The following is a 13,165-nucleotide window of genomic DNA, read 5'->3' as shown; positions in this document are numbered from 1 at the left end:
GATCAGCCGTTGTGCCATGTGCATCGCCTGTGCCAGGGTCTAATGCATGACCAGCGTTCCACGCGTTAGCGTAGCACGGGCCGGCCTCGGCCCGGACTTCACGCGGTTCTGGGTGGCGCAAGGCGCCTCGGCCGTCGGCGGGCAGGTGAGCGAACTGGCGGTGCCGTTGCTCGCCGTCGTCGTCCTGCACGCGTCCGCCGGCGAGGTCGGGGTGCTGAACGCAGCGCGGTGGTTCCCGTTCCTCCTGCTCGCGCTGCCCCTCGGCGTCCTGGTCGACCGCCGTCGCCGACGCCCGGTCCTCGTCGTGTCCGACCTCGCCCGTGCCGCCATCACCGTGGTCGTCGTCGTGGTGGCGTTCAGCGGGACGCTGACCCTGCCGGTACTCGTCGTCCTGGTCGGGCTCCTCGGCGCTTTCACCGTCGCGTTCGAGGTGAGCTACCAGTCGTTCCTGCCGACGGTCGCCGGACGCCGGCAGCTCGAACGCGCGAACGGGCGGCTGGAGGCGACGGCGGCGGCGGCCGAGGTCGGCGGCCCAGGACTCGGGGGGCTGCTCGTCCAGGTGCTGTCGGCACCGTGGGCCCTCGCGCTCCACGCCGTGACGTACGTGGTGTCGGCGGTCGCGCTGCTCGGCATCCGGGCGCCCGAGGCCCGCCCGACCCCGACCGGACGGAGCGCACTGCGGGACCTCGGCGAGGGCCTGCGGTTCGTCGGTCGCGACCGGTACCTGGTCTCGCTGGTCGGCTTCGCCGGGATCTACAACCTCTTCGCGCAGTGGGTGATGGTGCTCTTCACCGTGCACGCAGTGCGGCAGCTCGGACTGAACGCGGGGCTGCTCGGCCTCGTCTTCAGCCTCGGCGCGATCGGCGCCGTGGTCGGCGCCTCCGCGGCACCGTCGAGTGTCCGCCGGTTCGGTGCCGGGCCCGTCCTGGTCGCCTGCGCCACCGCCGAGTGCGTCGCGCTCGCAGTGCTCCCCCTGATCGATCCGTCGTGGTCGACGCCGGTCACGGTCACCGTCCTGATCGGGGTCTTCGCCGTGAACGGCACGGGGACCTCGCTGTCGAGCGTCGTCGCACTCACGCTCCGTCAGCTGCGTTCGCCGGACCGGGTGCTCGGGCGCGTCAACGCCACGATGCGCTGGCTGTCCTACGGCGTCATCGCGATCGGGGCTGGGCTCGGCGGCCTGGTCGGAGAGCTGCTCGGCACGCGGACCGGCCTCGCCCTGGGGTGCGCGGGGATCTTGCTCACCGTCGTCTGGGTCGTCGCCTCACCGCTCCGCGGCGTCCGCGACCCGGCCGCACTGGCCACCGACCCCGGGGGCGGTCGACGAGCGACGCGAGGGGAGGCATCGGTGGTGCCGACGCCTCCCCGCACTGCCGTCAGACGAGCGACCACTCCACCAGGCGGGGGTCGCCCGGGGCGACCTCGTGGACCGCGCCGGTGACCGCGACGGTGGCGCGCTCCGTGGCGGTGCCGGGGACGGGGTGTCGGACCGGACCGTCGCCCGAGGCGACGATCCCACCCGCTGCCACCGGGCCTCCCGGCCGTGACGCCGCCGCGTGCGACGCGACCCAGACCTGCACGTCGCCGGGCTCGACCACCTTGCGCATCCGACGGTCGGTGAACGCGAAGCGCTGCACCGGGACGCGGAAGCGGACCCGCGCGGACTCCCCCGCGGCGAGCGCGACCCGCGCGTACCCGAGGAGCTGCACCTCGGGCCTGGTGACGCTGCCGTGCACGTCGTGCCCGTAGAGCTGCACGACGTCCTCGCCGTCACGGGACCCGGTGTTCCGGACCGTCACCGACGCGGTGAAGACGCCGTCGGAGCGGACGTCCTGGTCGACGACGAGCTCGTCGTAGGCGAAGTCGGTGTAGCCGAGGCCGAAGCCGAACGGTCGCACCGGCGTGGAGTCCGCGGCGGTGACGTCGGACGGACCGCCGAGCCGCGGGTGCAGGTACGTGAACGGCTGCGCACCGGCGGACCGGGGCAGGGACAGCGGCAGGCGGCCCGAGGGTGAGGCCTCGCCGGTGAGCAGGTCGGCGATCGCCAGCCCGCCGCCCTCGCCCGGGAAGAACGCCTGCACGACCGCGGCCGGACGCGGCCGGTCGCCGTCGAGCGCCCAGCCGATCGCGTACGGTCGGCCGGTGAGCAACACCATCACGGTGGCGGTCCCGGTCGCGACGACGGCCTCGACCAGCTCGCGCTGCACGCCGGGCAGGTCGAGCGACTCGGTGTCGTTGCCCTCGCCGACCGTGCCGCGGCCGAAGAGTCCGGCCTGGTCGCCGACGACGACCACCGCGACGTCCGAGGCGGAGGCCACGGCGACCGCGTCGGCGAAGCCGGCCCGGTCGTCGCCCGTGACGGCGCAGCCCGCTGCGAAGCGGACCGCCGACGGGCCGAGCGCCCGGGCGACGGCTTCGCGGACAGTCGGGATCGCGAAGCCGAGCGGCAGGTCGGGGTGCGAGGCGAGCACGTGGTTGGCGAACGAGTAGCAGCCCTGCAGGGCCTCGGCGCGGTCGGCGTTGGGGCCGATGACCGCGACCGAGGCCCCCGGCGCGAGCGGGAGGACGGAGGTGGTGCGAGCGCTGCCGCCGTCAGCGCTGCCGCTGTCGGCGGTGCCGCTGTCGTTCGACAGCAGCACGAGCGACTTCGCCGCCAGCTGCCGTGCGAGCGCCTGGTGCAGCGGTGTGTCGAGGTCGATCCCGGTGGGGGCGTCCTCGGCGAACGCGTCCGGTTCGAGCAGGCCGAGCCGCTCCTTCTGCCGGAGCACCCGGAGCACGGCGCGGTCGACGAGGGCCTCGTCCACCCGCCCGCTGCGGACCCGTTCGACCAGCGGCGCGAGGTACGCGTCACCGGTCGGGAGCTCGACGTCGATGCCGGCCTCGAGCGCCAGCGCCGCGGCCTCGCCACGGTCGGCGGCGATGCCGTGCATGACCTCGAGGAACGCCACCGAGAAGTAGTCCGCGACGACGGTGCCGTCGAAGCCGAGCCGGTCGCGGAGCAGGTCGGTGAGCAGTTCGCCGTTCGCCGCGACGGGCACGCCGTCGATCTCGGCGTACGAGTTCATGACGCTCCGGGCGCCGCCGTCGCGCAGCGCCATCTCGAACGGCGGCAGGTACAGGTCGGCCACCTCGCGGGCCCCGGCGTGCACGGGGGCGTGGTTCCGCCCCGCCTGCGACGCCGAGTACCCGAGGAAGTGCTTCAGGGTCGCGTCGACCCCGGCGGACTGCAACCCGCGCACGTACGCGGTGCCGACCGTACCGACCAGGTACGGGTCCTCGGCGATGCACTCGTCGACCCGGCCCCAGCGCGGGTCACGGATCACGTCGAGCACGGGTGCGAGCCCCTGGTGGACGCCGAGCTGGCGCATGGACGCACCGATCGCGGCCCCGACCTGCTCGACGAGTTCCGGGTCGAACGACGCGCCCCACGCCAGCGGGGTCGGGAACGTCGCGGCCTTCCACGCGGCGAGCCCGGTCAGGCACTCCTCGTGGACGAGTGCCGGGATCCCGAGCCGGGTCTCGCGCTGCAGGCGGCGCTGTTCGGCCCAGAGCCAGGCGGCACGCTCGTCGGGTTCGACGGGACGGGTGCCGTAGACGCGGGTGAACTGCCCGATGCCGTCGCGGGTGATGTCCGCCAGGGTGCTGCCCTGCTGCACGGCCGCCATCTCGCCCTGCATGGGGGCGACGACGCCGTTCTGGTCGAGCCAGTAGCCGACGAGCTGGGCGACCTTCTCGTCGAGGGTCATCACGGCGAGCAGCGCGTCGGCGCGGGGTCCGGCGGTGGTCGCGGTCGCGGTCGCGTCCGTCGCGGTCGCGTCCGTCGCGCTGTCAGCCTGGAGGCGCGGGTCGCGTCCGGCGGTCTGCGTCGCGTCCGTCGCGGTCACCCCTTCACCGCCCCGGTCAGGCCACCGACGATGCGGCGCTGGAAGATCGTGAAGAACACGAGCGCCGGGATCATCGACATCGAGGTGAACGCGAGCACCTTGGCGGTGTCGACGGAGTACTGCGACGAGAACGACTGGACCCCGAGCGGCAGGGTGTACGCGGCCTCGTTGTTCAGGATGAACAGCGGCAGGATGTAGCTGTTCCAGCTGGCGATGAACGCCAGGATGCCGACCGTGACGACGCCGGGCAGCGACAGCGGCACGACCATCCGGAAGAAGAACCCGAGACGGCTCGCCCCGTCGATCGACGCGGCCTCCTCGAGCTCGTCGGGGATCGCCCGCAGGAACGGCACCAGGATGATGACGGTGGTCGGCAGCGCGAACGCGATCTGCGGCAGGATCACGCCGGCCAGGCTGTTCGTCAGACCGAGGTCCTTGACGAGCAGGTACAGCGGGGTGATCGCGACGGTGATCGGGAACATCAGACCAGCGGCGAACAGGGCGTAGAGCGCCCCGCGGCCGGCGAACCGGTAGCGGGCGAGCACGAAGCTCACCATCAGCCCGAGCACGACGACCCCGAGGGTGGTCGTGACGGCGCTGATCGTGGAGTTGCCGAGCTGCTGCCAGAAGATGCCGCTGGACAGCACGGACCCGTAGTTGCCGAACTCGAACGGTGCCGGCAGTCCGGCGGGGCTCGTGGTGATCTGCGAGTTGGTCCGGAAGCCGCCCAGCACGATGTAGAGCACGGGTGCCAGGTTGGCGGCGACGAACAGGATCGCGACGACGTAGGTCAGCGGGTTCGCGCGTCCGATCGCGGCACTGGACCGGCGCTCCCGCACGGCCCGGCGCCCGGGGGCGACGATGCTCGTGGTGGCCATCAGTTCTTCCTCTCGGTGAGTGCACCCGCGGTGTCGCGGCGGAGCACGAAGCGCTGGTAGATCAGGGCGACCACGAGCGAGATCACGAACATCACGACCGCGACGGCGCTGCCGAAGCCGAAGTTGCCCGAGGTCCGGCCGTTGGCGACCATGTACGTCGCCATCGTCGAGGTGCCCGCGGTCGACGCGATGTACTGCCCCCAGATGATGTAGACGAGGTCGAACAGCTGCAGCGAGCCGATGATCGACAGGAACGCCCAGATGCGGATGGTCGGACCGAGCAGCGGCAGCGTGATGCGCCGCTGGATCTGCCAGTAGCCGGCGCCGTCGATGGCGGCGGCCTCGAACAGTTCCTCGGGGATGCTCTGCAGGCCGGCGAGGAACAGGATCACCGCGAAGCCGATGTACTTCCACGAGATGATCACGAGCAGCGTCCAGATGGCGATGTCGGGGTTCGACAGCCAGTCCGCACGGAGGCCGCCCAGGCCGATGCTCTGGAACAGGTCGTTCACGGCGCCGTTCGACTGGAGCATCAGGCTCCACCCGGTGCCGACGATCACCTCGGAGATGACGTACGGCACGAAGACGAGCACGCGGACGAGTCCTCGGCCGTGCATCTTCTGGTTGAGCAGCAGTGCGAGCACGATCGCGATCGGCCCCTGCAGCACCAGCGAGAGCACGACGATGAAGCCGTTGTGCATCAGGACCGCGTGGAACGCCTTGTCCTGGAAGATGATCAGGTAGTTCTGCAGCCCGACGAAGTCGGTGGGCGGGCCGTAGCCCTGCCACTTGAAGAACCCGTAGTAGGCGGCGAGCGCCACGGGCAGGATCACGAAGGTGACGAAGACGATGACCGCGGGTCCGGCGAGGACCGCGATCTCGACGCGCTTCCGCCAGTCCGCGATGCGGCGCTTGGTCCGCCGACCGGCGGGGAGCGGCGAACCGCTCCCCGCCGGGGACGTCCCCGCGGCCGTGTCCGACCCGGTGGTCGGAGTCGTACCGAGCGAGGTGTCGAGGGTCATGCTCAGCCCTTGGCCGCAGCCTGGTTGGTGGTCTCGACGATGTCCTTCGCGCTGCCCTTGTCGGCGAGCAGGTCGACGACGCTGGTGTTCAGCGCGTTGCCGACGTTCTGGCCGTACAGGGTGTCGAGGTACTGCGAGACGAACGGGGCCTCCTGGTAGGCGGCCAGGGCCGTCTTCAGGTAGTCCGAGTCGACGACCGACTGGGCTTCCTTGTTCACCGGGATGGCGTTGAAGGCCTTGTAGTAGCCCTCCTGGTTGTCCTTCTGCACGATGAAGTTCAGGAAGTCGGTGCACGCCTTCTTCGGGGCCTGCGCCGAGCAGGAGTTGCCGTCGACACCACCCATCATCGACTTCGGGTCACCCTTGCCACCGTCGATCGCGGGGAACGGGAACCAGCCGAGGTCGGGCAGCGGCTTGGCGTCCGGCGTCAGCGACGCGATCACGCCCGGGTCCCACGCGCCCATGAGCTCCATGGCGGCCTTGTGGTTGGCGAGGAGACCGGCGGAGCTGCCGGCGCCCTGCTGTGCGGCGGTGGTCAGGAAGCCGTTGTTGAAGGGCTTGGTGGCGTTGAAGTCCTCGAGCTGCTCGCCGGCCTTCGTCCAGCAGGCGTTGTCGAACTTCAGCGACTTCGCCGTGTCCTCGAGGGTCTTCTGGCTGCACTCGCGGAGCGCGAAGTTGTAGTACCAGTGGGCGGCCGGCCAGGCGTCCTTCGCGCCGACGGCGACCGGGTCGATGTCCTTGGCCTTGAGCTTCGTGATCGCGTCGTTCAGCTCGTCCATGGTCGTGGGCGTGCCCTCGATGCCGGCTTCCTTGAACAGGTCCTTCGAGTACCAGATGCCCTCGGGGAGCACCGCGCCCGGCATGGCGTAGGTCTTGCCGTCCTTCTCGTACCCGGCGAACGTGCCCGCGCTGATGGACTTCTTCGCGTCGGCGCTGATGGAGTCGGAGATGTCCATGAGCTGCCCGGCAGCGATCATCGCGTCCATCTTGCCGCCGCCGCGCTGCAGGAACACGTCGGGGGCGTCGCCGGAGTTGAGGGCGGTCTGGAGCTTGCCGTCCAGGTCCTCGTTCTGGATCGCCTGGGTCTTGATGGTGACGTTCGGGTACTTCTCCTCGAACGCCTTGACCGTCGAGGCCCAGTAGGCCTTGCCCGGTCCGGTGGTCGAGTTGTGCCAGAAGGTCATCGTGACCTTCCCGCCGTCCTCGGAGGCATCGCTGCCCGCCGAGCACCCACTGGCCACCAGTGCTGTGGCCCCGATCAGCGCGATGGCTGCCGCGGCACGGATCTTCCTCGTCATCGTGGAACTCCTGAAGTGTCGTCGTTGACATGCGCGACATCGACTGCCGCTGCGGAGAGCATGCCTGCTGCTCCAGGTCGATGTCAATCGATATCGATAACGTTTTCTTTACCGATCGCATGGTGCCGCAGCGGTACGGTGTGCACATGGACTCGGCACTCGGCGCGCGTCCCGGTGCCGGCCGGGTGACGATCGGCGACGTGGCGCGGGTGGCCGGGGTCTCGATCCCGACGGTGTCCAAGGTGATCAACCAGCGCGACGGGGTCGCACCCGCCACGATGCTCCGCGTGCAGCAGGTGGTCGACGACCTGGGGTACGAGACCTCGCTGGTCGCCCGGAGCCTGCGGAGTTCGCGGACCGGGGTCGTCGGCATCCTGGTACCCGAGTTCGAGCCGTTCTCGACCGAGCTGCTCCGCGGCATCTCGCGGGCGGCCACCGGCACCGGCTACGAGCTCCTCGCCTACGCCGGCCTGATGACCGGCGCCGACCGACCCGGGTGGGAGCGCCGGTCGCTGTCCCGCCTGTCCGGCACCCTGATCGACGGCGCGATCGTCGTCACCCCGACCACGGCACTGTCGAGCTCGTCGATCCCCGTCGTGGCGATCGACCCGCACACCGGGCCGGAGGGGCACGCCACCGTCGACGCCGACAACGAGGCCGGCGCGGTGCAGGCGGTCGCACACCTGCTGTCACTCGGACACACCCGCATCGCGCACCTGCAGGGACGCGCCGACCTGGCCTCCGCCCAGCTGCGCGCCGCCGGGTACCGCTCGGCCCTGACGGCCGCGGGCATCACGGTCGACGAGTGCCTGCTGCGTGACGGCGGCTACCAGGAGGACCAGTCCGCGGCCGTCGCCCGTGAGCTCCTGACCCTCGCCGACCGCCCCACCGCGGTGTTCGCCGCGAACGACTCGTCGGCGATCGGTGTGCTCCGCGCCGCGGCCGAGGTCGGGCTCCGCGTCCCCCAGGACCTGTCCGTCGTGGGCTTCGACGACGTGCCGCAGGCGTCCACCACGACCCCGCCGCTCACCACGGTGTCGCAGCCGCTCGCCGAGCTCGGGTCGCACGCCGTGCAGATGCTCCTGACGATGCTCCGTGGCGAACCGACCACGGACCACGTCCGGCTCCCCACGACCCTGCGGGTGCGGGCGAGCACGGGCCCCGCGCCGAGGCCGGCGTCCGGCCGCTGAGCACCCGCCGCCGTCAGCGCCGCAGGGTCTGCTTCGGGTACTCGCCGAACCGGGCCGCGTACGCCGCCGAGAACCGGCCGAGGTGGGCGAACCCCCACCGTCGGGCGACGTCGCCGACGACCCCGGCCTGCGGGTCGAGCTCGAGCAGTTCCCCGCGCACGCGGTCGAGCCGGACCTCGCGCAGGTAGGTCAGCGGCGACACGTCGAAGACCCGGCGGAACGACTCCTGCACCGACCGCACGCTCAGGCCGGCGACCTCGGACAGCTCCTGGACCGTGACGGGCTCGGCGGCGTGCGCGTGGATGTACTCCACCGCCGCCCGCAGCCGGGCGTTCCGGGGCAGGCCGAGCACCGCGGGCAGGTCGTCGGCCTGCGGCGGGAAGGTGTCCAGGAACGCGGTGGCGGCCGACCGCTTGGCCTCGTGCCACGCGTCGGAGTCGGGTCCCTCGGCGCGCAGGGCCCGGGACAGCGCCACGAGCGCCCCCTGCCAGCGCTCGGCGGTCTCCGGTTCGGGCATGCGGGTCGGGTCGAACCGCAGTGGTGCCGCTTCGACCTCCAGGTGTTCGAACGCGACGCGGTGCACGTACTCCCGCCCGAAGTGCACCAACCGCTGGTCGTGGTCCTCAGCCGTGAACACGAAGTCTTCCTCGGGCGGCAGGAGCACGGGGACGTCCCGGCGCAACTCCATCCGGACGCGCCCGGAGTCCAGGTGCGCGGTCCCGCTGGTGATCCACGTCACCACGTAGTCGGCACCGACGGGCACCGAGCCGCGCACGGCACCGCGGAGCTGCGAACGCCGGATGCTCACGTCGGAGTCCCCGACTGCCGTGTACCGGTACGAGAAGTCGTCGTCGAGGCGCCGGACGGACCACCGATCGGCGCCGTGGACGGCGGCGAGGTCGCGCTCGGCCGAGTCGGGGTCCCCGCCGGAGACCTCGAAACGGACCGGTTCCCCGGCGCGTGCAGCGGACTGGGGAGTCGGGACGGGGTCAGCCACAACGCCTCGCTCCCGATGCCGTCACCTGCACCGTTCCACGCTCCGCGTTATGTGGATACGCTGGGGCGGTGACTGCGGCGTATCGTGACCCGGACGAGACCCGTGCGAAGGGGGCATTGTCGTGAGCGATGTCGACCTGAACGCGGCGCTGACCCGGCTCGAGGCCGCGGTCTCCGAACTGCGGGGTCGGCTGCGCGACGAGCTCGGCGTCTCCGGCGGCGACCTGACGCTGCTGCAGTTCGTCTCGCGCGCCGAGGAAGCGGGCCGGACGGTGCGCGTGAAGGACCTGTCGAAGCACCTGGGGCTCACCGGCCCGGCGATCACCGGCATGGTGGACCGACTCGAGCACAGCGGACACATCAGCCGTGTCCCCAACCCCGACGACGGCCGCAGCCGGTACATCGAGCTGACCGATGCTGCCCGCCGCGACTACGCGCGCGCGATGGACGGCACGAACAAGCACCTGCACGACCTGATGGCCTCCTTCTCGGAACGGGAGCGGGCCAGGTTCGTGCGGATCATCGACCGCATCGTCGCAGCCGTCGATCTCGGCGCACCGAGCCCCTGACGGCAGGGTACGGGCGGTCAGGACGCCGCCCGGACGAATGTCCAGCATGCGCAGCTAGGTAAGTTCCCTACCTATCTCCGTATGCCGGACACCGGTCACCCCTTGACGGCTCCGGAGGTCAGGCCGGACACGATCGAGCGGCGGAACACGAGCACCAGGATGACGATCGGCACCGTCGCAGCGACGCTCGCGGCGAAGATCTGCGCGAACGGCACCGTGAACTGCGTCCCGAAGAGCGCGATGCCGACCGGGATCGTCCGGAACGAGTTCTCGCTGTTGAAGGTCAGCGCCATCAGGAACTCGCTCCACGACGCCGTGAAGGTGAAGACGCCGACCGTGAACAGGCCCGGCTTCGCCATCGGCAGGATCACCGACAGCACGGTCCGCCACGCCCCGGCGCCGTCGATCTCGGACGCCTCCTCGATCGTCGACGGGATCCCCTGCAGGTAGTTCCGCATGATCCAGATGGCGAACGGCAGGTTGAAGGCCACGTACGGCACGATCAGGCCCGGGTACGAGTTGAGCAGCCCGAGGTTGCGCTCGAGCAGGTACAGCGGCGTCAGCACCGCGATCGCGGGGAACACCGACAGCATGAGCAGCGAGGTCATGATCGCCGTGCGCCCCCGGATGAACCGGCCGGCCAGGGCGTACCCGGCGAGGAACGCCAGCGCGAGCACGATCACCGTGGTCGACACCGACACGATGACGCTGTTCACCATGTACTGGCCGAGCGCGTTGTCGCGGAACGCCACCACGAAGTTGTCGAAGGTGAACGACTGCGGCCAGACGGTGGGCGGCGACTGCCCGATCTCGGACGCCGGCTTGAGCGACGTCGTGACGAGCCAGTAGAGCGGCAGTGCGGTGAGCACCGCGATGACGACACCGCTGACGTTGACGGTGTTGACCCACTTCCGCCAGCCCTTGCGCACACGTTGACGGGGCATCAGTCGTCCCCTCCCTTCGCCTGGTTCCGGAACGCCCGGAGGAACAGCAGACACCCCGCCGCGACGATGACCGCGGTGGAGGTCGCGATCGCCGCGCCCGGTCCGATGTTGATGTCCTGGAAGAGCACCTTGTAGCCCATGATCGCGAGCGACTGGGTGGCGGTGCCCGGGCCGCCGTTCGTCAGCACGAACGGCAGGTCGAAGACGCCGAACGCCTGCAGGATGCGGAACAGCACCGCGATCGTCAGGGTCGGGGTGAGCTGCGGCAGCACCACGCGCCAGAACGTCTGCCAGGTGCTCGCGCCGTCGAGCTCGGCGGCCTCGTAGTGGTCCTCGGAGATCTGCACGAGTCCGGCGAGCAGGATGATCGCGACGAACGGCGTCGTCTTCCAGATGTCCGCGACCATCAGCCCGGTGATCGCGGGCACCGGTTCGCCGAGGATCACCGGGGCGTCCCCGAACAACCCGAAGAACCACGTCGCGACGCCGTAGGTGCTGTCGTAGATGTACTTCCACAGCTGCGCGTTCACGATGGTCACGAGCGACCACGGGATGAGCATGAGCGCGAGCATCCAGCCGCGGGTGGCCCCGAGGCGTTCGAGCACCAGCGCGACGAGCATGCCGAGCACGAGCTCGACCGACACCGTCACCACCGTGTAGAGCACCGTGAAGCCGAGCGCCCGGTACCAGTCGGCGCTCTGCAGCAGGGCCGCGTAGTTGTCGAACCCGAACGACTGGATCGTGAAGCCCTCGTACCCGACCTCGACGTCCGCGAAGCTCAGGACGACCGAGTACACGACCGGGAAGATCGTCACCGCCGCGACCACCAGCAGCGCCGGGGCCGCGAAGCCCCACGCGCCCCGCGAGCGGATGCGGTCGAGACGCGACCGCCCCGTCGGCCGGGGCGGCGGATCGACGCGACCCGTTCCTCCAGGCCGTGCCGGTCGTGTCGCCGTGCCGGCGCTCACAGCGCCGCCCCCTGCAGGGCGAGCGAGATGGCGGAGGCCATCGCGCTGGTGCCACCGTCGACGGACGCCTGTCCGCCGAGGATGCTGTTGCCGTTCTGGTAGACGCCCTGCGAGACCTTCGGGTAGTAGGCCGTCGAGGTCGGGCGGGGCACGAGCGTGATGCCGGCCGCCGTGTCGTACGTCGGGCGCTCCTGGCGCTTCGCGTCCGCGCTGACGAGGCTCGCCGACCGGGCCGGCAGGACCCCGCCCTCGCGGGTCAGGAACTGCTGCGCGGTCTCGCTCGACATCCAGCGCGCGAAGGTCAGTGCCGCCGCGGGTTCCTGGGTGTGCGGGTTGATGTAGTTCCCCCAACCGCCGATCGTCGAGTGGTGCTCGTCCATGCCGTCGAACGTCGGCCGGGCGGCGAGGCCCACCTTGCCGGCGACCCGGCTGTCCGGGCCGTTCGCGATCCCCCACGCGTACGACCAGTTGCGGAGGAACGCCGCGCGGCCGCCGGAGAAGGCGTCGTTGGTGTCCTGCTCCTGGTACGTCAGGGTGGCCCGTGGCGACGCTCCCGAGGTCACCAGCGACCGCATGAACTCGAACGCGCGCTTGGTCTCGGAGCTCGTCGTCTCGGGCTTCGTGAGGTCGTCGTTGAGCAGGGACCCGCCGGCGTCGGCGACGAACTCGGTGACGTTGCAGGTCAGTCCCTCGTACACGTCACCCTGGAACGCGAACCCGTACGACACGTCGCCGGTGTCGACGAGCTTCGCGGCGGTCTCGCGCACTTCCTCCCACGACCCCGGCACCTGCAGGGAGTGCTTCGCGAGCAGGTCCTTCCGGTACAGGAAGAACGACTCGTCGATGTACAGCGGGAACATGTAGTAGGTCCCGTCGACGCTCGCCGCCAGCCGCAGGCCCTCGGGGAACTGGTCGAAGAAGTCCTCGCCGACGAGCTGGTTCACGGGGGTCGCGAGCTTGTTCTTCGCGAACTGCCCGGGCCAGGCGACGTCACCGAGGTAGACGTCCGGCGTGCTGCTGCCGGCCGCGATCTGGGTCGTCAGGCTGGTGCGGTTCGTGTCGGTGTCGCTCGGGGCGCTGACGATCCGGACCCGGATGTTCGGGTGCTCCCTCTGGAACTCGGCGATGAGCCTCCGCCGCAGGTCACCGCCGTCCTTCGAGGCGACCTGACCGGCCCACCAGCTGATCGTCGCCTCGCCCTCGGGCGGCTCGGTGGGCCAGTCCTCGACCCGTGTGCGCTCGGGTCGGGTGGAGCAACCGGCGAGCAGCAGCACCCCCGCTCCCCCGAGCATGAACGTCCTCCGGTCGATTGCCATCCGTCCTCCTCGACGTGTGGTGCTGCGAACCTGTACGTCCACACAACCAGGCGGAGCCTGGCCTGTCCGCCTGGGGCGGTGGCGGGGCGGCCGCCTGCGC

At 70.8% G+C, this 13,165-nt stretch carries 11 protein-coding genes; 3 read left to right on the top strand and 8 right to left on the bottom strand.

Translation table 11 applies throughout. The features are described from left to right. The first annotated feature begins 46 nt into the window (after positions 1–46). Positions 47–1,441: an MFS transporter gene (locus tag BR70_RS18785; RefSeq protein ID WP_081827162.1), complete on the top strand. Its 1,395-nt coding sequence runs from the start codon at positions 47–49 to the stop codon at positions 1,439–1,441. Here the strand turns inward: BR70_RS18785 and BR70_RS0100365 are convergent. The 4 genes from BR70_RS0100365 to BR70_RS0100350 all read right to left on the bottom strand — a co-directional run bounded on the left by BR70_RS0100365 (position 1,377) and on the right by BR70_RS0100350 (position 7,082). After that, on the bottom strand, positions 1,377–3,746 hold the full coding sequence (locus tag BR70_RS0100365; protein WP_442854624.1) for a beta-xylosidase/alpha-l-arabinosidase: 2,370 nt from the start codon (positions 3,744–3,746) through the stop codon (positions 1,377–1,379). The genes BR70_RS18785 and BR70_RS0100365 overlap by 65 nt on opposite strands. A 134-nt stretch (positions 3,747–3,880) precedes the next feature. Then, positions 3,881–4,762 (bottom strand): carbohydrate ABC transporter permease, encoded by an 882-nt coding sequence (locus tag BR70_RS0100360; protein WP_017886791.1) that lies wholly within the window; start codon positions 4,760–4,762, stop codon positions 3,881–3,883. Continuing rightward, positions 4,762–5,784, bottom strand: a complete 1,023-nt coding sequence (locus BR70_RS0100355; protein ID WP_027464452.1) for a carbohydrate ABC transporter permease — start codon at positions 5,782–5,784, stop codon at positions 4,762–4,764. The genes BR70_RS0100360 and BR70_RS0100355 overlap by 1 nt, the downstream gene beginning before the upstream one ends. 2 nt (positions 5,785–5,786) lie before the next feature. Further along, positions 5,787–7,082 carry an ABC transporter substrate-binding protein gene (locus tag BR70_RS0100350; RefSeq protein WP_027464451.1) on the bottom strand — a complete coding sequence of 432 codons (1,296 nt, stop codon included), beginning with the start codon at positions 7,080–7,082 and terminating at the stop codon, positions 5,787–5,789. Positions 7,083–7,228: 146 nt separating this feature from the next. Here BR70_RS0100350 and BR70_RS0100345 point away from each other — a divergent pair, with 146 nt between their 5' ends. Next, complete coding sequence (locus tag BR70_RS0100345; protein ID WP_027464450.1) at positions 7,229–8,272, top strand: LacI family DNA-binding transcriptional regulator; 1,044 nt, start codon at positions 7,229–7,231, stop codon at positions 8,270–8,272. A gap of 13 nt (positions 8,273–8,285) precedes the next feature. Here the strand turns inward: BR70_RS0100345 and BR70_RS21940 are convergent, their stop codons facing one another. After that, positions 8,286–9,269 (bottom strand): AraC family transcriptional regulator, encoded by a 984-nt coding sequence (locus BR70_RS21940; RefSeq protein WP_051596484.1) that lies wholly within the window; start codon positions 9,267–9,269, stop codon positions 8,286–8,288. Positions 9,270–9,390: 121 nt separating this feature from the next. Between BR70_RS21940 and BR70_RS0100335 the strand changes: the two genes are divergently transcribed. After that, a complete protein-coding gene (locus tag BR70_RS0100335) occupies positions 9,391–9,837 on the top strand; it encodes a MarR family winged helix-turn-helix transcriptional regulator (protein WP_027464449.1) in 447 nt (148 codons plus the stop codon). Positions 9,838–9,932: 95 nt separating this feature from the next. Here BR70_RS0100335 and BR70_RS0100330 read toward each other — a convergent pair whose 3' ends face one another. The 3 genes from BR70_RS0100330 to BR70_RS0100320 are packed head-to-tail and all read right to left on the bottom strand — an operon-like array spanning position 9,933 to position 13,065. Beyond that, entirely contained in the window at positions 9,933–10,781 is an 849-nt protein-coding gene (locus BR70_RS0100330; protein WP_027464448.1) for a carbohydrate ABC transporter permease, read from the bottom strand. Beyond that, entirely contained in the window at positions 10,781–11,749 is a 969-nt protein-coding gene (locus tag BR70_RS0100325; RefSeq protein ID WP_171907805.1) for a carbohydrate ABC transporter permease, read from the bottom strand. The genes BR70_RS0100330 and BR70_RS0100325 overlap by 1 nt, the downstream gene beginning before the upstream one ends. Then, positions 11,746–13,065 carry an ABC transporter substrate-binding protein gene (locus BR70_RS0100320; RefSeq protein WP_027464446.1) on the bottom strand — a complete coding sequence of 440 codons (1,320 nt, stop codon included), beginning with the start codon at positions 13,063–13,065 and terminating at the stop codon, positions 11,746–11,748. Before BR70_RS0100320 ends, BR70_RS0100325 begins: the two co-directional genes overlap by 4 nt. Positions 13,066–13,165: the final 100 nt, after the last annotated feature.

Source organism: Curtobacterium sp. UNCCL17, assembly GCF_000686685.1.
Lineage (GTDB): Bacteria > Actinomycetota > Actinomycetes > Actinomycetales > Microbacteriaceae > Curtobacterium > Curtobacterium flaccumfaciens.
Note: the sequence above shows the minus strand (reverse complement) of the source record. Positions and strands in the feature narration are given on the sequence as shown.